The following is a 20,078-nucleotide window of genomic DNA, read 5'->3' as shown; positions in this document are numbered from 1 at the left end:
GATACATGAAAAAATAAGGAATTAGGTGAAGACATGAGCAAAGCACTGATACTGGCTGAAAAGCCTTCCGTGGGCAAAGACATCGCAAAGGCACTGGGGCTAAACAGTTCAAAAGACGGTTATATTGAAGGGAAAGACTATATTGTCACCTGGGCCATGGGCCATCTGGTGACTTTAGCTGCCCCGGAAGAGTACAAGCCAGAATACAAAGAGTGGAAAATGGAGCTGCTGCCCATGATTCCAGAGAGGATGAAGCTCTCTGTCATTGGGAAAACAAGAAAGCAGTATAATACGGTGAAGTTTCTTCTGGACAGAAAAGATGTGACCAGCATCATCATCGCTACCGATGCAGGTCGTGAAGGAGAGCTGGTTGCCCGGTGGATTCTCCAAAAAGCAGGGGCAAGAAAACCCATGAAAAGGCTCTGGATTTCTTCCGTAACAGAAAAAGCCATCCGGGATGGATTTAAAAACCTCAAGGAGGCGAAGCTCTATGAGACTCTGTTTTATTCAGCAGAAGCCAGAAGCCAGGCAGACTGGATCGTGGGGATCAATGCCACCAGAGCGCTGACTGTGAAGCATAATGCCCAGCTTTCTTTAGGACGGGTGCAGACACCGACCTTAGCCATGGTGAAGGCAAGAGAAGAAGAAATCAGAGCTTTTATTCCAGTCCCTTTCCATACCTTGAAACTCAAAGTACAGGGACTGACCTTCCATCATGAGGGTGGCAGAATTTTCAAAGAAGAGGAAGCAAAGAAAAAGTATGATCTTCTTCAGAATAAGAACCTTCTGATTTCTGATGTGACCACCAAAGAGAAAAGAAAAGATGCGCCGCTGCTTTATGATCTTACGGAGCTGCAAAGAGATGCCAGTAATTTCTACGGATTCAGTCCAAAGGAAACGCTGAATCTCATGCAGGTACTCTATGAGCGCCATAAAGTGCTGACATATCCTAGAACCGACTCCAGATATCTGACGAAGGACCTTCTGGGCACCCTGAAAGACCGAGTGAAGGCTTCAGCCGTGGGGGATCTAAGTAAAATCGGTATGGATATCCTTAGAAAAGGCATCAAAGAGAAGAAGAATTTCATCAATGATGCAAAAGTTTCTGACCATCATGCCATCATTCCCACAGAAGAATCTGTGGTGCTTTCCACCCTGACAGACAAAGAACGTAAAATCTATCTGCTGGTGGTGAAAAGATTCCTGTCGGTCCTCATGGACTCCTATGTCTATGAGGAGATGCAGATTCTTGGAGAGTGCGCGGGAGAAAAGTTCAAAGCATCCACAAAAAGAACCATCCAGGAAGGGTATCGGGCTCTGGTAAAGGAAGAAGATGAGGAGCTGGAAGAAAGAAGCATTCCATTCAAAAAAGGAGAAAAGGTCGCCATCGAAAGAGTGCTCCTGGAAAAAGGGCTCACACAGCCACCGGCCTATTTCACCGATGCCACACTTTTATCCGCCATGGAGAATCCTGGAAAGTATATGGAGACAAAAGACAAGTCTCTGGAAAATATCCTGAAGGAAACCAGCGGACTGGGCACCGTGGCCACAAGAGCCGATATCATCGAAAAGCTCTTCTCTTCCTTTGTTCTTGAGAAACGGGGAAAAGAGATTCATATCACAGAAAAAGGAAGACAGCTGTTAAAGCTTGCGCCGGAAGACCTGACTTCACCGGAGATGACTGCAAGATGGGAGAAAAAGCTGGAGATGATCCGAGCCGGTCAGCTGAAAGAGGAAGCCTTTATCCGGGAAATGGAAGAGTACACAAGAAAAGTCATTGGAGAAATCAAAGGGTCCAAGGAAACCTTCAGACATGAGAATCTTTCGAGCCAAAAGTGCCCGGAGTGCGGCAAGAACCTTTTAGAAGTAAAGGGCAAGAAGTCCAATATGCTGGTATGCCAGGACCGGGAGTGCGGCTTCAGAAAGACACTGTCCACCCAAAGCAACGCCAGATGTCCAGAATGCAAGAAGAAGATGGAGCTCCATGGCGAAGGCGATGGGAAGCATTTCCGTTGTGTCTGTGGTTATAGAGAAAAGCTCACGGCTTTCCAGACAAGAAGAGAAAAGGAAGGCACTGCCATGAAGAAGGGCGATGTGAAAAAATATCTCAATCAGCTCAACAAGAGTAACGATGAGCCAGTGAACTCCGCTTTAAGCGATGCGCTGAAAGATCTGTTTAAATAATGCATAAAAGGAGCTGCTGTTCACTATAAAAATGAACAGCGGCTCCTTTTTTACTCTAGAGTGTTATGCCGATACTCTGATGGTGTTTTTCCAGTATACTGGCGGAAGACCTTACAGAAATAGTGCTGGTTTTTATACCCTGCTCTTTCAGAAATCTCAAGAACGGAAAGATCTTTCTGGTTTTTTAGAAGACACATGGAAGACTCCATCCGAATCTTTGTGAGATATTCGGAGAAACTGAGACCCGTCTCTTTTTTCAGCATTCTGCTGAGGGAAGAGGTGCTTATGTGGAGAAGGTCCGCCAGGCTCTGCAGGGAAAAATCTGAGTTCCCGTAATTGCGGTAGAGAAGCTGAAGGGCTTTTTTCGCCAGGTTTTCATCCCCACTTAACGTTTCCTCCTTCTTTGCATGGTTTTCCTTTATCAGGTCATGAAGCGCAGTCTCCAGTGATTGCAGAAGCTTTTCTCTATCGATGGGCTTCAGAATATAATCCAGTGCCCGAAGCTTCACGGCCTTTTGGGCATACTGGAACTCATCATACCCGGAGATGATGATGAACTTCGAATGGATTCCCTGTGTCTGAACATTCTCCATGATTTCGAGGCCTGTCATTCCAGGCATATTGATGTCCATGAGCACCAGATCAGGCTCTTCAAAAAGGATCATCTCATGGGCTTCAAAACCATTGGATGCGAGACCAATGATGTCAAATTCAGTGCTCATTTTCTCAATGATGGCTTTCAGTCCGTTTCTGATGATGGCTTCATCGTCGCAGATGAGCAGTTTATACATCATATATCTCCTCCTTTTTTGCCAGGGGCAGTCTGATGGTAACGGTGGTCCCTTCCTGAAGAGAACTCTCCACATGAAGGCCATAGGGGCTTCCATAGGTCAATCTTATCCTCTGGTGGACATTATGAAGACCGTAGCTCACAGGTTCCCGGTTGCCTTCAAAGGCTTCTTCCAGCTGGCTCACCTTATCTTCAGTCATACCTACGCCGTTATCCCGGACCTTTAAAAGCAGGTCCTCTCCATCCAGTTGAGTGAGGATGGTAATTTTTCCCTGGGACAGTTTTGGTTTTATCCCATGATAGATGGCATTTTCCACCAGAGGCTGCAGCAGGATTTTTGGAAGGGAAATCTCATGGAGAGATTCATCCACCTGGATCTCATAGGCAAGAATCTCTTCGTATCTTGCTTTTTGGATATCCAGGTAGCTTCTGACATGTTTGATCTCCTCACAAAGAGGAATCATCTCTTTTCCCTTGCTGAGGGACACCCGGAAGAAGCTGGAGAGGGATAAAATGAGCTTTGAAAGATCAGAAGCGTCATATTCAAGAGCCTTCCACTGTAAGGTGTCCAGAGTGTTGTAGATGAAGTGAGGATTGATCTGAGCCTGGAGAATCTCAAGCTCTCGTTGACGCTTCTCTTTCTGGGTTTCCACCACTTCTTTCATGAGCCTTCTTAGATCCTTTACCATACTGTTGAAATGGAAGGACAGATCAGCAATCTCATCATTGCCTTGTACAGGAAGCTGACTGCTGAAATCCCCCTCTTGCACATGATCCATGGCCACAGACAGGTTTGTGATTCTTCTTGTGATCTGGCTGCTGATGAAAAAAGCACCTAAGATGCCAGCGCCAAACATGGTGACAAATACTTTGGAGAGGGAAAGACTCAGTGCCGAAGCTTCTTGGTAGAGCTTCTCATTTTCTACCAGAGTGCACAGATACCAGCCAGGGCTGGAAGGAATCTCAGCATAGAAAGCATGGTGATCTTCATCGATGGCCTTCTGAATCACAGAGGAAGGAGAATCGGAAGGAATGGATTCTCTGATCTTTGTGAGAATCTCCTTTGGATAGCTTTCAGCCCCCATGGTGTACATCATACCCCGGCGGTCCATGATCATGGTCTTCCCTTCGTAGATGGAGAGATTTCCTGTGATTTCTGTGAGTTTTTTAAGTGAAATAGAGGCCGCTACAAAGCCCTTTTTGCTGCCATCTTCACCAGTTATGCCGTAGCAGAGTACTGTGATGGGGGTCCCATCTGTCTTGGAGGACACGGGTGCACTAAAAAGATAAGGTTTGTCCGTGATAAGCATTTCTTTGAAGTAGCTGCGGTCCCTGACATCGATGGTCTGGTTTTCTGTAATGTATTCCAGTCCGCTGAAGTCATTGATGCCGAAGGTTCCATACTCATTTCCGTAGTAGGCATCCATATCACTGCTGAGTTTTGTCACATACTCCTTTAAAGCAGTCTCCTCCATGGCAGTGACGGTGGGGGTCCTGCTGATGGTATGAAGTTCCCGGATTCTTTGGCTGAGCCATCCGGAGACCTCGCTGGCTTTGGAAGCCATGAGCTGGAGACTTAATTCATCGGTGGTTTTCCGGCTGCTCTCATAGCTTCTATAAGAGGTGAAAACCGCAGAAAGGACAAAGGTGCCTGTGAGAATAAGGGTAAAGAGCAGGGTGAATTTCCATTTGAGCTTCATTTTTCTCTCCATTTGCATAAAAGTATAAATTCCTGACGGGGAAGTGCAAAGACTGCACGAAAGAATTGTACTACACTGTTAAGGAAATAACAAATATTGATATTTGGAGGGTTTTATGAAAAAAATTATGGCGATGCTCTTACTTTTTTCGTTGTCACTGACTTCTGCAGCCTGTGGGAATGGGGCAAAGAGCAGTATTCCAGATGGTACTTTCGAAGGAACAGGCAATGGAAGAGGGGGAGAAATCAAAGTCTCTCTTACCATGAAAGATCAGAAGGTTTCAGATATAGAGGTCCTGGAAAATCAGGAATCTGAAGGGCTTTCTGAAGCCATGAACATACTGAAAGAGGAAATCATAGCAACAAACAATCTGGATGTGGATATTGTCTCTGGAGCAACACTGACTTCAGTGGGTTTCCGACTGGCAGTTCAGGATGCCTTCAGTAAAACTGGAGCGGATAAGTCTCTTCTGGTGAAGAAGGAAAAGCCAGCCCCAGAAAAAAGAGAAGAAAAGTATGATGCGGATGTCATCGTCATTGGTGCAGGGGGCGCAGGACTTACTGCTGCCATCACTGCGGCGGAGAATGGTATGAATGTCATCGTTCTGGAAAAAATGCCCATGGCGGGAGGCAATACCCTCATCTCCGGAGGAGAGTATGCAGCACCAGAGAACTGGGTACAGGAAAAGGAAGCTTTAGAAGACAGTGCGGATCTTTTCTATGGAGATATCATGAAGGGGGGAGATGAGGAAAGTGATCCTGCTCTTGCCCGAATCCTTGCAGATAAAGCTTTGGATGGAGCCAAGTGGCTTCGGGATGAAGTGGGTATGATCTTTGAAGATTATATGCTGTTCTTCGGTGGGCATTCTGTGGAAAGAAGTCTGGTGCCAAAGAATGCCACAGGGTATGAGATGATCCACAAGCTTACAGAAAAGCTGAAAGAGACTGGATCCCCTCTGCATCTTGAAACAAAGGCTACAGAGCTCATCATGGATGAGAATGGCCGTGTGACTGGGGTGAAAGCGGAGTATCATGGACAGGTCATTGAATACACAGCAAAGAAAGGTGTCATCATGGCATCTGGCGGCTTTGGATACAATAAAGAAATGCGTGCCCAGTACAATGAAGAGATGGGAGAAGGATACCTCTCCACAAATTCTGTGGGCAGCATGGGAGATGGCCTGGTCATGGCAGAAAAGATAGGAGCATCCCTGGTGGATATGAGCTTCATCCAGGCCTATCCAACCTGCGATACACAGTCCGGTGCTCTATTATACGTGGGTGATGTGAGAATGGAAGGCCGTTCTATTCTGGTAAACAAGGAAGGAAAGCGTTTTGTGGAGGAACTGGAAAGAAGAGATGTGATCTCTAAAGCAGTGCTTCAGCAGACCGGCAGTGTTTCCTACATGTTCTGGGATGCTTCTGCCATGGAGGATTCCGGAATGGATGTGAAGCATGCGGCGGAGTACAATGGTCTCATCGCAAGAAAACAGCTGGTGAAAGCGGATACCTTAGAAGAAGCGGCGGCTTTCTTCGAGATTGATGCAGAAGAGCTGAAGAAGACTGTGGAGAACTACAACCAGTATGCAAAGGATGGAAAGGACCTGGAGTTCAACAAAAGAGGGAAACTTGTGCCTTTCGGAGAAGGTCCTTACTACATCATGGTGTCCAAGCCAGCCATCCACCATACCATGGGCGGAATCAAGATCAATACAGAAGCTCAGGTGGTAAGCACGGAAGGGAAAGTGATTGAAGGTCTTTTTGCAGCGGGTGAAGTTGTGGGAGACATTCATGGCACCAACAGACTGGGCAGCAATGCCATTGCAGATATCACCGTATTTGGCAGAATTGCCGGTGAGTCTATCTCAAAATAAGTAAGCCCCTATCCCTCAAGAAGCTAGGCTTCCTGAGATTTTAAAAGCAGCACGTCCATTATGTTTGGTGTGCTGCTTCTTATTTTTTTAGAAATCCTCAGGATTCTTGTGTGACAGGATTGGTATTCTTGATATGAAGACATCTGGGGCCCTGATACCCCCCTGAAAGATCAAGAAATGAGAGATGCTTTAGGTTCAGGCAGTCCAGTGCTACTTCCATACGGTGGGGCTCGCCTTCTTCGTCCAGCCAGAGACTGAAGACCTCCAGGTTTTCTGCTTCCATCAGATGTTTGCGGATGTAGGCTAGAAGTGTCTCAGCTCTCTCTTTGCTGTAACGCCACTGCAGTTCCACCACATAGGGGTTCTCAGTAAGGCGGACAGAGACTTCTGGAAAGCTTATCTCTTCAGGATGCAGTTCCAGGTCTTCCAGATGATCTTCTGTATCACAGAGTAGAAAGATCTTTTCCTCCGGGTCCATGTCCGGGTTTTCCAGCATGAAGTCTGGAATGTCCATGTTTCTTTCCAGGGCCTCCCGGATGGAGAGGCGTTCCAGGAAAGGGTTTTCGAGTTTTTCAAAGGGGTGGTCACTGGCTAAAAACTGGTAACTGCTCATTTTTTTCTCCTACTTATCTACATAGTCTGTCAGTTCGGGATTTTTAATGAAGTTTCCTGCCTCATCCTTCAAAAAAGGAAGTACAGCTGTCACAGAAGAGAGGTTTAAAGGGCCATAGATATGGGGATAGGCTCTACCAAGATTCTCAGGGTCTTCCCAGCGGACCTCTGCGTCAATCTTCTCCTCCTCCAACAGAAGGAGAAGAAGTTCTTCTTTGATCTCTGTAAAGTTTGGGGCCACCCGGTGGAAGTACTCTATGGGGGAGCAGTGGATGAACCCTTCTGCAGACAAGCTTTCCGAAGAATAGTAAGCGCTGTTTTTCACTCTTTCCCAGGTCTCTTTTTTCAGGCAATGAAGAATCATAAAGAATTTTCCCCCTTCTTTGCTTCCTTCTTCAGGAAGCTTACTGCATATTCCGCATAGAGGGCGCTGCCATGAAGAAGAACGTCTTCGTCCAGATCGAAATGGTCATTATGATGGGCGAAATCTGTGCCTTTTTCATGGTTTCCGGAGCCAATGAAGACAAAACAGCCGGGTTTATGATCCAGATAGAAGGCGAAGTCTTCCCCTCCAGTGGTTTTTTCCTGAAGAACAATATTCTCTTCTCCCAGAATCCTTGAAGCGGCTTCATAAGCCAGGGCAGAGGAGGCTTCATCATTCACCACAGGTGGAAGATTATAGGTATACATCATTTCTGCAGAGGCGCCATAGAGCGCTGCGGTGCTTTCCATGACACGTCTCATGCTGGACTCAATGGTCTTTCCGATGTCTTTGCTGAAATACCGTATGGTTCCTTCAAGAACTGCTTCGCCGGAGATGATGTTAAAAGCTGTACCACTGTGGATGGAGCCGACAGAAACCACGAGAGGTTCCATGGGACTGTATTCTCGGCTCACGATGGTCTGGAAATTCATCACCATGGCAGAAGCTGCGACTACGGCATCTACGGTCTGGTGCGGCATGGAGCCATGACCGGAAAGTCCTTGAATCTTAATCTGGAACCTGTCTGTGGCTGCCATGCGCTGGCCAGGCTCTAAGGAAATTTTTCCTGTAGGAAGATAAGACCAGAGGTGAGCGCCGAAGATGTTGTCCGTTTCCTCATACCAGGTGCCTGTATTTATAAGAAGTTTTGCGCCATGACCCGTTTCCTCTGCAGGCTGGAATACCAGGTGCACCGTTCCAGGGAGTTCCTCCATCTGGTCTTTTAAAATCCTGGCAGCTCCGAGAAGAATAGCCGTATGGCCATCATGGCCGCAGGCATGCATTTTCCCATCCACCTGAGATTTATAGGAAACCTCATTTTTTTCCAGGATGTTCAGGGCATCCATATCACTTCGCAAGGCTACTGTTTTTCCGGGTTTCTTTCCTTTGATGGTTGCCACAAGTCCTGTGGGTTCTCCCTTGATATAGGGGATGCCCATGGCATCCAGTTCACTCATCAGATAAGCAGTGGTTTCAATTTCCTCCAGGGATGTTTCTGGGTGGGCATGCAGGTGACGCCTAGCGCCAATGACATAGTCCCGGTATTTTTCAATGGATGGGGAAAGCGTTCTCATAAGTTCCTCCTTGGAGACTGTTTTCTGATAATTCTATCTGAAGTATGCGGTCGCTGTCAATGAATAGCGGTTCAGATTCTAGTGCAGTGCGTACACATTTATGAACAAGGAAAGGAAAGGTTGAAATTATGGTGAACAATAGGATAGGAAGGTTGAAATATATACCCCCTAGTGGTATATTGGTCGTAATAGAATCGAATCATATGGAGGTAGTAAAATGAGCATGACTTTTGAGAAGAGAACAGATAAGACATTTGAAATTGCCCATGAGGAGCTGAAGAAGAATCTCATGGAAAGAGGATTTGGTGTCCTGTGGGAAATGAACTTCAAAGATAAGCTGACAGAAAAAGGATTGGAGTTTCATAAGAATTTCCAGGTGATGGAAGTATGTAATCCTCCTAAAGCTAAAATTGTGCTGGATGCCCATCTGGAAGCGGGCTATATGCTCCCCTGCAAGATGGTGGTCTTTGAGAAGGAAGATGGGGTGCACATCGGTATGATGAAACCTACAAAACTTGCAGACATCATGGAGGGTATTGATCTTGGCAATGTGGCTCTGGAAGTGGAGAATATACTGAAAGATGCCATCGAGAAAACTGCATAAAAAGAAAAATGAAGCCGTTTCCTTTCCAGTTGATGGAGGAAGCGGCTTCTTCTATTATACCAGTTGAGAATCGGGAGACTCTTTCATGGTTTCTTTAAGCAGTTCTTTTTGCTGGTGTGATTTTTTTCCCCTTCTGATCCATGATGTACAAATCCGAGATGGTATTGATGGGACAGATGGTACACCAAGTTCTGGGTTTGTAGGTGTAGGACAGAATCAGTCCGATGACGGTTGTAGTGGTCATCATGGAAAAGATCCTGAAGGAAAAATGGGTAAACCAAACGGGAAATCCACTCAGTGTGAAGAGCTGAGGAAGAGATACCGGGATGGGAATGATCAGAAGGAATCTTGGAATCAGCATGGGAGACATATGCCCTCTAGCCACCTGAATGGTGGACAGGGCAGCGATGCTGAGGCTCACAAAGAAATAAGCAAGGACATAATACTTCAGCTTCCCTTTGATAAAGGAAAGGGGAATGTTCTTGCCCTTCTTTGCCCGCTTTTTTCCAAGGGTCATATAGAGACTGGCTCTGGGGCAGTAGCTCTGGCACCAGGTTTTCTTTTTGTCCTTTAGAAGCAGATAGACGGGGAGAGCCATGCAAATAAGGCCCAGCACCGCCAGATGAATATTCATGAAGGACAGTGCAAAAAAACTTAGGGTTCCAAGATAAAGATATTTGTGATTCTTCAAGATGAGTTCCTCTTTCTTTTCTTCTTTTGTGTATTTTACTGCTAAAATGCGGATCCTAGGAGGGTACCAACCACGGATCCATAAAGTATGGAACGGATGGGATTTGAGGAGATGGGACAGGTTCCGTCACATCCGATGAAGTAGTAGTAAAGATAGCCTGCAAGGCCTCCTAGAACAATACCTAAGGCAATTTTCATGGCTCTTTTTTTCCTCCGATCCTGTGGGGTCATCTGTTTCTTTTCCATAAGGTTCTCCTTTTTTAGAAAGAAGAAAAGGATGGCGGTCGTGTCATCCTTTCATTCTTTTTATAGGGGAATGGGGTTACGTCAGTAAAATTAAGATACTTTCTCCATGGTGTTCAGGAATTCCTGAATGGGCTGGTTTCCGAGAAGATCATACTGGTCATTGATGACGATCTTCGGTACACCGGACACATTGTGCTTCATGGACAGTTCACCAAAGGTTTCCGCTTCAATCATTTCTGCCTGAATCATCGGATTCATGAGGGCCATCTTATGAGCCTTCTGCACTGCACCTGGGCAATGTGGGCAGGAAAGGGTGATGAAGACTTTGATGTTGATGGGTTTGTCGATCTTCATGATTCTTTCTTCCAGTTCTTTTGGCAGCTCACTTTCATTTCCGGATACTTCCAGGAGTGCTGGAATAAAGGAGTTGATTTCGTGTCCTGCTGGAATTCCGTTGAACTTGATGCCTCTGTAGTTTTTGCTGCTGTCCAGAAGGACAATGGATGGTACCATTTCTACGCCGTACTTCTTGGCAAGTTCTGTGTCTTTGTCCAGATCATATCTTTCTAAATGGATCTTATCGCTGAGCTCTTCCACTTCCTGCATATAGGACAGAGTTTCCTCACAGGTGGCGCATTCTCCTTCTTTGGTGAAGAGAGCGATGGTCACATCTCCCTTAAGGTCTCCAAAAATTTCTCTCAGCTGGTCCTGGATTTCTTCATTGAACATTTTCATTATTATTTCCTCCGTTATATCTTACTTATTTGGTTGCTTTCGTATTTAAATCAGTGGCTGTTCAGGTATTCATTGACACCAAGAGCGGCTTTGGCCCCATCACTGGCGGCAATGACAATCTGTTTGTAGGGGACTATGGTGACATCTCCAGCAGCAAAGACTCCGGAAAGGCTGGTTTTGTTTTTCTCATCCACCAGGATTTCTCCATGATTATTGAGTGCCAGGAGGTTTCCAAAGATGCCTGTATTGGGCAGATGACCGATTTCGATGAAAAGGCCGTCTGCATAAAGCTCTTCTTTTTTTCCTGTATCTTTATGAAGGACTCGGATGCCCTTCATGGCTGTTTCCCCGAATATCTCTTCAATCTGAGTCTCCAAATGTACAGTGATTTTCGGATCTTCCTTCAGTTTCTCTGTTAAAATCGCATCGGCTCTCAACTGACTTCTGTGTACTAAGGTCACGGATGTGGCAACCTTTGCCAAATCCAGCGCCGCTTCAACAGCAGAGTTTCCGCCGCCTGCGATGAGGACCTCTTTGTTTTTGAAAAGGGGTGCGTCACAGATGGCGCAGTAGGCAACGCCTTTTCCTGCGTAGGTGTCTTCTCCGGGAACACCCAGATGCCTAGGATTGGATCCTGTGGCAATGAGGATGGTTTTTGCTTTAAACATCTCGCCGGAATACAGCGTCAGAAGATGTTCTTCTCCATCTTTTGTGTATCCCACCACTTCACTGTCGTCTTTGATGGGCACTTCCAGTGTTTCCACATGGCGCAGAAACTCATCAGCAATGGACTCTCCACTCATTTCTTTGATGCCCAGATAGTTGTCTACTACGGAGGTATCCAGTAGAAGTCCTCCTTTTCGCTTGGTGATGATACCGACTTCCAGGCCTTTTCTCTTGGCGTAGAGGGCTGCATTAAGACCCGCAGGACCTCCACCAATGACAAGAAGGTCATAAAGGATATCGGGATTCAGTTTAGTTGTGTCTTTTGAAACGGTGCTTTTTTTCAGGTCAATCTGAAAAGAAAATGACATGTGCTTGCCTCCTAGTGGTTACTTCCTGTCCTCATATGGGGACAGAACTTGAATGATAAGGGTATAAAATAGGCATGATGTCATGCCTGTCGTTACTTCTCACATGCAGTGTTGAGGATTTTACAGATACTCGATTCCGAAAGACCTCCAAACAGTGTGCCCAGTTCCTTCAGGGAAAGGGTGGAGTTTTTCCGGAATTTTAATATGAGATCATTTCGGATTTCCTTTTCTTTCAGAAGCTCCTCCAGGGAAAGTCTTTTTTCCACAGAGACTTCCTTGAGCTTCTCTTCTGCTTCCTCCAGGGTTTCCATACAGTTTCTGCAGGGGGAAGTATTTTCTTTGTCCGCTCTCTTTTCTATGGGAGAGATCCAGTCCAGTCTTAATGGTGCTTCTGTGTCATAGGTGCAGTAGCTGTTCCAAAGGGAACCTGGGATGCCATTTTTGTGGAGTGTTTTCACCACGTCTTCCGCATCTTCCGGATCTTTTAGCAGCTCGCTTTTATAACGGTCTTTGAAAAGCGGTTCCTTCTGATCTTTGTACATGGCATAGCCGATGTTGATGCTTTTCATCACTTTGGACATATCCGCACCGTTCAGATCCATGACAAGGTGGTACTGATTGTCTGATAAAAGACAGTAAGCATAAAGCTTGAACTGGAACTGCGTCTGGGCTTTCTTTAGAATCTCCAGAAACTCTGTTCTGTCTTCCTCTTTTTCAAACAGCAGTTTTTGACCACCTCCGGACTGGGTGATGTGGAATGTGCCGTAGGGGTCCTTGATTCGTGCCTTTCTCGCCACTTCGTTCACCTGCCTTCTGGTACTATCCTATCACAATGAAAAATAAAATTCAAGTACCGTCCCCGTAACTTTTTGCTTTTTTATGACAATAGGCATAGATAAAAGTGTAGTAGTGGATTTATTAGGTGAGGAGGAATGCATATGAGACATCCGAAAGTATATCTTTCACCCAGCAAGCAGCCCCATAACATTTACGCCACGGGAAACACCAACGAGGAAAAGGAAATGGTGGAGGTGTCGAAATTATTGAAGAGAGTTTTAGAAGAGGAGTATGGCATTGAGACGGTGCTTTCGGATCTTTCGCTGGACATTGGCAGGAATGGAAGACCCAAAGAAGCAAGAGACAAGGGATGCAGCATTTATCTGGCCATCCATTCCAATGCAGGGGGAGCGGGGAAAGCAAGAGGTGCTGTGGCGCTTTTTCATCCAGCATCAAAAGACTCAAAAGCCCTTGGGAAAATACTGGTAGAAGAGCTTAATGGCATCTGTCCCTATGGAAGCAACCGGTCTGAGCCGCTTGTGGATGGCATGAGGGCTTTTCAGGGTAAAGGGTTTGGCGAAATCAGAACCCCCTACGAGTATGGGATGACGCCGGTGCTTATGGAGACGAATTTTCATGATCATGTGGACATTGCGAAATGGATGACTGGAAACAAAGAAGCCATAGCAAGAAGCTATGGAAGAGCTCTGGCGAAATTTCTTCAGGTGGGAAAAAAGGCGGGTAATGATCCTATCAAAGATCCTGTAAACCAAGGTGCAGATGAGACGGCACTCTACAGAGTTCAGGTGGGGGCTTTCCGTAAGATTGAAAATGCGGAGGAACTGAAAGCCAAGCTTTGGAGTGTAGGATTTGAGGGATTCATCAGCTACAGATAAAAATATCTGTGCGGTTTCAAGACAATAGCTGTTACTTTATAAAGATGCATGAAAAAGGCTTAACTTTTCATGAAAGTACATCGATAATAGGATAGAGTGTGCTAAGTACAGAAGTGTGATGCTTTTTCGAAGGTGATAAAAACCGTGGAGATGGCATAAAGTAATTAAGATTAAAAGAAATCGGAGAGAATGATGGAAGACATAACCAATATTGAGAGGCTAAAAGCAAGAAAAAAGAGAGTGAAGCTCCTGGTATTCATGGGAGTATCACTGATACTTACCATGTTCCTTTTCAGCATGATGATGATCACCATCCACAAAATACAGGGAACAGGGAGAGTCATCAACTATACTGGATTGGTTCGAGGGGCAAGCCAGAGGCTTATCAAGAAAGAGTTCACAGGCATTCGAGGTGATGCCGATATGGCTCGTCTGGATGAGATCATGGGTGGGCTGACCCATGGAGAAAGCACTTATAAGATTACGCCGATCACGAATGAATATTATCGGGAGAAACTGGAAGTTTTAGCATCTGGTTGGGAAGATCTGAAAAGAAACATCCTGATTTACCGGGAAAATCCGGATACAGAGCCTTTTCTTTATGAAATAAGTGAGCTGTTCTTTACCCATGCGGATCAAGCTGTGGATGCAGCCGAAAGCTATTCAGAAAACCTTGCATCCAGACTTTTGACCTACGAAATTCTTCTGATCCTCATGCTCAGCATGATATTAGTGGTCCTTTGTATGCAGATCATTGGAGAGGTAAAACTCAATAAGAAGCTCAATGCCATTGCCTATATGGACCTGAATACCGGACTGCCAAACAGGAGAAGCTGCGAACATGAGCTTTCCAAAGGGGAGATCCTTGGTGAAAAAGAAGCGGTCTGTTGTTTCATGTTTGATCTCAACAATCTCAAAGAAGTGAATGACACATTGGGCCACAGTTATGGAGATCTTCTCATTTCAAGCTTTGCAACCATCCTTCGGCGTGCTGCACCAAAGGGGATGTTTGTGGGAAGAATTGCTGGTGATGAGTTCATGGGGATTCTTCGGAACACAACGGAGGAAGAAATCCATACTTTCACTGAAGCTTTAGGAGCCGAACAGATTGCACTGAAAAATAATCCAACAAATTATGCCATCAGTGTCAGCTATGCCATGGGGTATGCTTTTTCCAAGGAATATCAGAACAGCAGTCTAAGAAAACTTCTGGATGTTGCGGATATGGAAATGTACAAGGACAAAAAAAGGTGTAAAGAGACAAAAGAAGCTTAGATTCAGCAGAATAACTAAAAAAACGCATAAAAAAAACTCTTCTGGTGTAGGGAAGAGTTTTTTTTCATGTATGCGTTAGGGAGATACATATGAAAATAGGCTTGTTGGCGACCTATTTGTTAATACTTTAACATTATTTACTGCAAATGTAAAGAGTGAATCACGAAAAAATCCTGAAATACTGAGGATTATTCTGTACTATTCTATTCCAATGAAATTAGAACATGAAATACCCATGCTGAAAACGTTATTTTATTAACAAAACGGATCTTCGATATGGAAACAGAACTTGTACTTCACAAAACAGCAATATTTTTTGAGTATGATGTAAAGAAACAGTTCCAGATTGTACTTGTATCAATAAAGGAGAGTAATCAGATGGCTCATATGGATCGAAAAATGAATAGACTGGCCTTGGAGAAATCGCCCTATCTCAGACATCATGCTTTGAATCCGGTGGACTGGTATCCCTGGGGAGAAGAAGCTTTTGAAAAAGCAAGGAAAGAAGATAAGCCCATCTTTCTTTCCATAGGATACGCTTCCTGTCACTGGTGCCATGTGATGGAAAGGGAGTCCTTTGAAGATCTGGACGTGGCTGAGGTGCTGAACCGCTATTTTGTCTCTGTGAAGGTAGATAAGGAAGAACGGCCGGATGTGGATCACGTCCATATGAGTTTCTGCCAGGCCATGACGGGGGATGGGGGATGGCCCATGACCCTTATTCTGACACCGGAGAGAAAGCCCTTCTTTGCAGCCACCTATCTGCCAAAAGAAACCAAAGGACAGCATATGGGCCTTTTGGAAGTCCTTGCAAGGATCACAGCACTGTGGCAGGAAGAAAAGGAAAGAGTACTTTCGTCTGCGGACTTTGCTGTGGAAGCTGTGCTTTCGGTGCAGAAAGAAAGGAAAGAAGGAGATCTAGATGATGAGATCCAGAAGAAGGCCTTTGCCTCTCTGATTTCCATTTATGATGAGCATCAGGGTGGTTTTTTTCAAGCACCGAAGTTCCCGCTGACCCATCACCTTTTTTATCTGCTGTGGTACTACAAAACAACAGGTGAGGAGAAGGCTCTGGACATGCTGGAAAAAAGTCTCATGAGTATGTATAAGGGCGGACTCTTTGATCATGCGGGTGGTGGGTTTTACCGGTATGCTGTGGATGAAAGATGGCTCATCCCGCATTTTGAAAAGATGCTGTATGACAACGCTCTTCTTTCAAGGCTGTACCTTTCTGCGTATGCAGTAACTGGAAGAGCGCTGTATAAGAAGGTTTCTGTTAGAACACTGGATTTTCTTCTGGAGCATTTGAAAGATGGAGAAGGAGCCTTTTACGCCTCCATGGATGCGGACAGTGAAGGAGAAGAAGGAAAGTTCTATCTGTTTGAAAAGGAAGAGCTGCTGTCTCTCCTTGGAGAAGAAAGAGGAAAGGAGTTTGCACGCTTTTATGGTGTGGAGGAGAAAGGAAATTTTGAAGGAAAGAACATCCTGAACCTCTATGAGAAACCACTGCAGGATCTTCTGGAGGAGGAGCCAGAGACGATTATGGAGTCCAGAAAGAAGGTGTTGATGTACAGAGAACAGCGGGTGCAACCTGCAATGGATGATAAGATTCTCTCTTCTTGGAATGGAATGGTGCTGGAGACTTTGTCTATGGCAGGAAGGCTTTTAGAGGAGAAACGCTATACCAATGCTGCTAGAGATCTTTTTAACTTCATCGAAGAGAAAATGACCGATGAGAAAGGGATCCTTCACGGTGTATATCGGGAAGGCTTAGGGGAGACAGAAGCATTTCTTGATGGCTATGTCCACGTTCTTCATGGTCTTCTGGCGCTTTATGAGAATACTCTGGAGAAGCGGTATCTTTCCTTGGGGAAAAAGCTGGGTGATCAGATCATTGAAAGGTTTTTCAATGGAAAGGTGTTTCAGCTGAGCGGTAAATATCATGAAACCTTGAGTATCCCTGCAGAAGAGATTTTTGACTCCGCTACACCGTCAGGCAATTCGGAGGCAGTCCGTGCCATGGCAAGGCTATACAGCTTCACAGGAGAAGAGCGTTATCTTCAAGTGATGGAGAAGGTATTTATGGAGCTTTCAGGTGAAATCATAGAAAACCCCAAAGGGTTTTCAGGAATTCTTCTTTCCTATGATGTGTGGATGCATGGACCCAGGGAGATCGTCCTCTCCGGGAAGAGAGAGGACCCGGTTTTTCGGGAGATGCTGAAAATCCTTCAGAAGACAGAGCTCACAGGTATCACTTTGGCGGTTCATGATCCTCGGGAGAAAGAAGAATCAGAAAAAATCTTCTCCTTTATACGAGAAACAGAAAATGGAGCTGCATCCGTGTTCTTCTGCAAGGACCACAGCTGCAGTCTTCCAGTGGAGACAGTGGAGGAGCTTCTGGAATCGCTCATGAAGTTCTAACGGACTTTCCTATAACAGAATCAATATCAAGGTAATAGAAAAGGCTCTGTTTTCTCCCGCTGCAAATGGGAAAACAGAGCCTTTTGTTTTAATTATCGGGTTACCTCCATGGGGATTGGAACCAGTATCGGATCACGAAGTGTTTTTAAGGGGCCATCTGCTACATCGAAATAGAGGGAGTCACCAATGACATCGCGAAAAGCATAACTATAAGTCTTGTTGTTCAGTTCCTCTGTGTAACTGGTATAGAGGGACTGCTGTATGATTTCTGTTCCATCCCTTGTGGATCTGAACGGCAGGGAGTGATAATTTTCAGTGGTATGGAAGGTGATGGTGGTAACGTTGTCTTCTATGGTGACATCTTCCAGCAAGATTCCGTATGGGTTTTCTTCCAATGTCTTCTCTTCCAGATTCACTTCCAGTGGTTTTCTGTCTTTTGGCACCATGGTGTAGGAATGAATCTTTAAAAGTCTCTCTTTTGGCACTTTAAAGTAGTTGTCCTGAATCCGCATAGTGATGGTTGTTTTTCCATCAGGACTGTCATCATGCTGTGTCAGATAGCCAGTAGTATTAAGTGGAGTCAGTACACCGTCATTGTAGAAATCCATAGACATTGTGATATCCATGGTGTTGCTGTTCTTGATGCTGTAAGTGAAAAGAGACATGGTGGGGTATTGGGTGAGCTTTTCCAGAAGAATCTCCTGATCTTCAATCCATACAGACTGATTCAGTTCATAAATCTTGGGATCCTTCGGGGGTTCCAGAGACAGATCGTAAGAAAAGCGATATTCAGCAAGTTTTTTGCTGATGCTGCCCTCATGCGAGGATTTTGTAAGTGTCACTTCCACTGTCAGGTTTCTTGGCATGGCCACTTCTACAAAATCTATATTCAGCTGACTCAGATGACTTGTTTCCTCAGATTCCCCAAGATATCCAAGGGAACTGGAATAAGAGAGGTATCCTTTGTCAATGACTTTTCCAGTGTCCCGATCGGTGATTTTTTCCCTGGAAATCATCACATCTTCATGGTCGTTCTTTAAAAAATCAGATGGTACATCAAAGAAAAGAATGAGATTTCTCTCGTCTGAAATGACATAGGGAAGGGATAACGTCAGGTCCTCATCGGTGTCTTTCAGGTTCACATACTGGATGTGATCATTTTCCACTGCGCTCTTCAGTGAAGCGTTGTACATGACATATTCTGTGAGTTTATTGAGAACTGGAATATCTTTTAAGGATCTGGCAAAAGCGATGTTGTTATTGACCAAAATAACAAACAGCATGGCTGCAGTGAAGCTTGGCAATGTGGTGAAAAGTATTCGTTTTTGCCTTCTCTCTTTTTTCAGCCTTTTTTCCAGCCTCTCTGTGCTTTGATAGAGTGCATCCGGATACTCTTTGGATGAAGAGATGGCTTTAGCGAACTGTTCTTTATTTTTTCTCATAGGATAGGTCTCCTTTCTCATCGGAAAGTTCAATTCTAAGAAGTTCCAGGGCTTTTCTCGTGTGAGAGGAAACAGTGCCTTCTGGGAGGCTCAGGATCTCCCCGGTTTCTTTAATGGTAAAGCCTGCAAAATAACGAAGAATGATGACTTGCTGCTGCACTTCCTGAAGGGAAGAGATGGCGGCCTTTGTGGGCAGTGAGATGACATTGTCTTCCACACCCCGCTCTGGAAGGGTATCGGTATAGTAGACCTTCTTGTCTTTTTTTAGGATCCTCAGACATTCATGAATAAGAATCCGGGTGAGATAGGTTTTTGTGAAGTCTGGTTCTTTGATAGAATCTCTGTTTTTGTAGCCCAAATAAATGGCTTCATCCACTGCATCCAAGGCCATGGACTCACTGCCAAGGTATCCGTAGGCCATGCGGTAGAGGACTTCCCGGTATTCTTCTGTGAGTTTTACATAGGTATCCGGATCCAGTTTCTTTTTTGTAAATATACCCATACTTCGCCTCCTTTACCCATTAGAGTGTTTAGCAGTGGTTTTCCATGAGAAAAAATGAAAAATTATTTATTTTTTAAAATCTGATTTCAGTATATAGAAAATGAAGAAAAATCACAAAACGTGTTATGAGAATAACAAAAGATGCTGCCAAAAAAGAAAGCAGCATCATAATTTCAATTTAGTCTAGGGCTCTAAGGGCATATAGACCGTGATTTTATTCTGAATGAGGTAGACATTGATGGCCCCATAATCCTCATCCCGGTAGGCCTGTTTATTGTCCTCCAGTATCTTCCGAAGGCTGTTTCCAGGGAAAAGTCTTCTCTTTCCCTGATAAAGCGCTTTCATTTCTTTTTCCAAGGTTGTTACTCTGTAATTATTTCTATCGACGATCTGATAGGCATTTTCTTTGATTTTCATGACCAGTGCCTGCATTTCAGAAAAGTTCTCAGGCTCTTCCTTTGTCAGTTCTTCTGTAAGATCTTTTCCATTATGGTCAACAATGATATAGTCCTTATCAAAGTTAAAGGCAGCGTTCTCCTTGTTGAAAATGGCAAAAAGCTTTGCTCTTAATTCTTCCGGAGGCTCTGAATTATACGTAAAGCTGCTTTCATAAACAGGAAGAGAATGGCTTCCTTCCAGCACAATATTTCTTGTGTAGGGGGTTTCTTCTTTCTTGCATCCTGAGATCAGAAGCATAAGAAAAAGCAGTAAGGTCAGTATCTGTATTCTCTTCATAATAA

Annotated in this window: 19 protein-coding genes; 6 read left to right on the top strand and 13 right to left on the bottom strand. The window is 44.8% G+C overall.

The annotated features are described in order from the left end of the window. The first annotated feature begins 33 nt into the window (after window positions 1–33). The gene (locus BM243_RS09885; protein WP_074912208.1) at window positions 34–2,184 is read left to right on the top strand and encodes a DNA topoisomerase III; all 2,151 of its coding nucleotides are present in this window, start codon (window positions 34–36) and stop codon (window positions 2,182–2,184) included. Between the two features lie 50 nt (window positions 2,185–2,234). On the opposite strand, the gene BM243_RS09880 is transcribed toward BM243_RS09885, so the two are convergent. After that, a complete protein-coding gene (locus BM243_RS09880) occupies window positions 2,235–2,978 on the bottom strand; it encodes a response regulator transcription factor (protein WP_177213503.1) in 744 nt (247 codons plus the stop codon). Continuing rightward, window positions 2,968–4,674 (bottom strand): cache domain-containing sensor histidine kinase, encoded by a 1,707-nt coding sequence (locus tag BM243_RS09875; RefSeq protein WP_074912207.1) that lies wholly within the window; start codon window positions 4,672–4,674, stop codon window positions 2,968–2,970. Before BM243_RS09875 ends, BM243_RS09880 begins: the two co-directional genes overlap by 11 nt. Before the next feature lie 115 nt (window positions 4,675–4,789). Here BM243_RS09875 and BM243_RS09870 point away from each other — a divergent pair, with 115 nt between their 5' ends. After that, window positions 4,790–6,547, top strand: coding sequence for a flavocytochrome c (locus BM243_RS09870; protein WP_074912206.1), 1,758 nt, complete (start codon window positions 4,790–4,792; stop codon window positions 6,545–6,547). A 97-nt stretch (window positions 6,548–6,644) separates the two neighbouring features. On the opposite strand, the gene BM243_RS09865 is transcribed toward BM243_RS09870, so the two are convergent. The 3 genes from BM243_RS09865 to BM243_RS09855 are packed head-to-tail and all read right to left on the bottom strand — an operon-like array spanning window position 6,645 to window position 8,716. Next, window positions 6,645–7,160 carry a hypothetical protein gene (locus tag BM243_RS09865; protein WP_074912205.1) on the bottom strand — a complete coding sequence of 172 codons (516 nt, stop codon included), beginning with the start codon at window positions 7,158–7,160 and terminating at the stop codon, window positions 6,645–6,647. 9 nt (window positions 7,161–7,169) lie between these two features. Continuing rightward, entirely contained in the window at window positions 7,170–7,523 is a 354-nt protein-coding gene (locus BM243_RS09860; protein ID WP_074912204.1) for a DUF952 domain-containing protein, read from the bottom strand. Beyond that, window positions 7,520–8,716, bottom strand: a complete 1,197-nt coding sequence (locus BM243_RS09855) for an amidohydrolase (protein ID WP_074912203.1) — start codon at window positions 8,714–8,716, stop codon at window positions 7,520–7,522. The genes BM243_RS09860 and BM243_RS09855 overlap by 4 nt, the downstream gene beginning before the upstream one ends. Window positions 8,717–8,933: 217 nt before the next feature. Here BM243_RS09855 and BM243_RS09850 point away from each other — a divergent pair, with 217 nt between their 5' ends. Further along, window positions 8,934–9,320: a DUF302 domain-containing protein gene (locus BM243_RS09850; RefSeq protein ID WP_074912202.1), complete on the top strand. Its 387-nt coding sequence runs from the start codon at window positions 8,934–8,936 to the stop codon at window positions 9,318–9,320. Between the two features lie 94 nt (window positions 9,321–9,414). Here BM243_RS09850 and BM243_RS09845 read toward each other — a convergent pair whose 3' ends face one another. From BM243_RS09845 to BM243_RS09825, 5 genes are all read right to left on the bottom strand, one after another. Beyond that, window positions 9,415–10,011: a 4Fe-4S binding protein gene (locus BM243_RS09845; RefSeq protein ID WP_074912201.1), complete on the bottom strand. Its 597-nt coding sequence runs from the start codon at window positions 10,009–10,011 to the stop codon at window positions 9,415–9,417. Window positions 10,012–10,052: 41 nt separating this feature from the next. Then, on the bottom strand, window positions 10,053–10,256 hold the full coding sequence (locus tag BM243_RS09840; protein ID WP_031574326.1) for a DUF6132 family protein: 204 nt from the start codon (window positions 10,254–10,256) through the stop codon (window positions 10,053–10,055). A 90-nt stretch (window positions 10,257–10,346) separates the two neighbouring features. Beyond that, the gene (gene pdo / locus BM243_RS09835; protein WP_074912200.1) at window positions 10,347–10,991 is read right to left on the bottom strand and encodes a protein disulfide oxidoreductase; all 645 of its coding nucleotides are present in this window, start codon (window positions 10,989–10,991) and stop codon (window positions 10,347–10,349) included. 50 nt (window positions 10,992–11,041) lie between these two features. Next, the gene (locus BM243_RS09830; protein ID WP_074912199.1) at window positions 11,042–12,025 is read right to left on the bottom strand and encodes an NAD(P)/FAD-dependent oxidoreductase; all 984 of its coding nucleotides are present in this window, start codon (window positions 12,023–12,025) and stop codon (window positions 11,042–11,044) included. A 92-nt stretch (window positions 12,026–12,117) separates the two neighbouring features. Next, window positions 12,118–12,822: a transposase gene (locus BM243_RS09825; RefSeq protein ID WP_074912198.1), complete on the bottom strand. Its 705-nt coding sequence runs from the start codon at window positions 12,820–12,822 to the stop codon at window positions 12,118–12,120. 141 nt (window positions 12,823–12,963) lie between these two features. On the opposite strand from BM243_RS09825, the gene BM243_RS09820 reads away from it, so the two are divergent. From BM243_RS09820 to BM243_RS09810, 3 genes are all read left to right on the top strand, one after another. Further along, a complete protein-coding gene (locus BM243_RS09820; RefSeq protein WP_074912197.1) occupies window positions 12,964–13,698 on the top strand; it encodes an N-acetylmuramoyl-L-alanine amidase in 735 nt (244 codons plus the stop codon). A 192-nt stretch (window positions 13,699–13,890) separates the two neighbouring features. Next, on the top strand, window positions 13,891–14,973 hold the full coding sequence (locus BM243_RS09815; protein ID WP_177213502.1) for a GGDEF domain-containing protein: 1,083 nt from the start codon (window positions 13,891–13,893) through the stop codon (window positions 14,971–14,973). A 378-nt stretch (window positions 14,974–15,351) separates the two neighbouring features. Further along, entirely contained in the window at window positions 15,352–17,394 is a 2,043-nt protein-coding gene (locus tag BM243_RS09810) for a thioredoxin domain-containing protein (protein ID WP_177213501.1), read from the top strand. A gap of 92 nt (window positions 17,395–17,486) precedes the next feature. Here BM243_RS09810 and BM243_RS09805 read toward each other — a convergent pair whose 3' ends face one another. From BM243_RS09805 to BM243_RS09795, 3 genes are all read right to left on the bottom strand, one after another. Beyond that, complete coding sequence (locus BM243_RS09805; protein ID WP_074912196.1) at window positions 17,487–18,836, bottom strand: DUF4179 domain-containing protein; 1,350 nt, start codon at window positions 18,834–18,836, stop codon at window positions 17,487–17,489. Next, entirely contained in the window at window positions 18,823–19,338 is a 516-nt protein-coding gene (locus tag BM243_RS09800; protein WP_074912195.1) for an RNA polymerase sigma factor, read from the bottom strand. The genes BM243_RS09805 and BM243_RS09800 overlap by 14 nt, the downstream gene beginning before the upstream one ends. Before the next feature lie 183 nt (window positions 19,339–19,521). Beyond that, the gene (locus BM243_RS09795) at window positions 19,522–20,073 is read right to left on the bottom strand and encodes a hypothetical protein (RefSeq protein WP_074912194.1); all 552 of its coding nucleotides are present in this window, start codon (window positions 20,071–20,073) and stop codon (window positions 19,522–19,524) included. Window positions 20,074–20,078 lie beyond the last annotated feature (5 nt).

The organism is Proteiniclasticum ruminis, from assembly GCF_900115135.1.
Lineage (GTDB): Bacteria > Bacillota > Clostridia > Clostridiales > Clostridiaceae > Proteiniclasticum > Proteiniclasticum ruminis_A.
The sequence above is the reverse complement of the archived record's forward strand: the minus strand, read 5'-3'. Positions and strand labels throughout refer to the sequence as shown.

Excerpts from the sequence above, each read along its gene's own strand:
- BM243_RS09885 (WP_074912208.1), top strand. The coding sequence starts at position 34 with ATGAGCAAAGCACTGATACTGGCTGAAAAGCCTTCCGTGGGCAAAGAC.
- BM243_RS09880 (WP_177213503.1), bottom strand. The coding sequence starts at position 2,978 with ATGATGTATAAACTGCTCATCTGCGACGATGAAGCCATCATCAGAAAC.
- BM243_RS09875 (WP_074912207.1), bottom strand. The coding sequence starts at position 4,674 with ATGAAGCTCAAATGGAAATTCACCCTGCTCTTTACCCTTATTCTCACA.
- BM243_RS09870 (WP_074912206.1), top strand. The coding sequence starts at position 4,790 with ATGAAAAAAATTATGGCGATGCTCTTACTTTTTTCGTTGTCACTGACT.
- BM243_RS09865 (WP_074912205.1), bottom strand. The coding sequence starts at position 7,160 with ATGAGCAGTTACCAGTTTTTAGCCAGTGACCACCCCTTTGAAAAACTC.
- BM243_RS09860 (WP_074912204.1), bottom strand. The coding sequence starts at position 7,523 with ATGATTCTTCATTGCCTGAAAAAAGAGACCTGGGAAAGAGTGAAAAAC.
- BM243_RS09855 (WP_074912203.1), bottom strand. The coding sequence starts at position 8,716 with ATGAGAACGCTTTCCCCATCCATTGAAAAATACCGGGACTATGTCATT.
- BM243_RS09850 (WP_074912202.1), top strand. The coding sequence starts at position 8,934 with ATGAGCATGACTTTTGAGAAGAGAACAGATAAGACATTTGAAATTGCC.
- BM243_RS09840 (WP_031574326.1), bottom strand. The coding sequence starts at position 10,256 with ATGGAAAAGAAACAGATGACCCCACAGGATCGGAGGAAAAAAAGAGCC.
- pdo (WP_074912200.1), bottom strand. The coding sequence starts at position 10,991 with ATGAAAATGTTCAATGAAGAAATCCAGGACCAGCTGAGAGAAATTTTT.
- BM243_RS09830 (WP_074912199.1), bottom strand. The coding sequence starts at position 12,025 with ATGTCATTTTCTTTTCAGATTGACCTGAAAAAAAGCACCGTTTCAAAA.
- BM243_RS09820 (WP_074912197.1), top strand. The coding sequence starts at position 12,964 with ATGAGACATCCGAAAGTATATCTTTCACCCAGCAAGCAGCCCCATAAC.
- BM243_RS09815 (WP_177213502.1), top strand. The coding sequence starts at position 13,891 with ATGGAAGACATAACCAATATTGAGAGGCTAAAAGCAAGAAAAAAGAGA.
- BM243_RS09810 (WP_177213501.1), top strand. The coding sequence starts at position 15,352 with ATGGCTCATATGGATCGAAAAATGAATAGACTGGCCTTGGAGAAATCG.
- BM243_RS09805 (WP_074912196.1), bottom strand. The coding sequence starts at position 18,836 with ATGAGAAAAAATAAAGAACAGTTCGCTAAAGCCATCTCTTCATCCAAA.
- BM243_RS09800 (WP_074912195.1), bottom strand. The coding sequence starts at position 19,338 with ATGGGTATATTTACAAAAAAGAAACTGGATCCGGATACCTATGTAAAA.
- BM243_RS09795 (WP_074912194.1), bottom strand. The coding sequence starts at position 20,073 with ATGAAGAGAATACAGATACTGACCTTACTGCTTTTTCTTATGCTTCTG.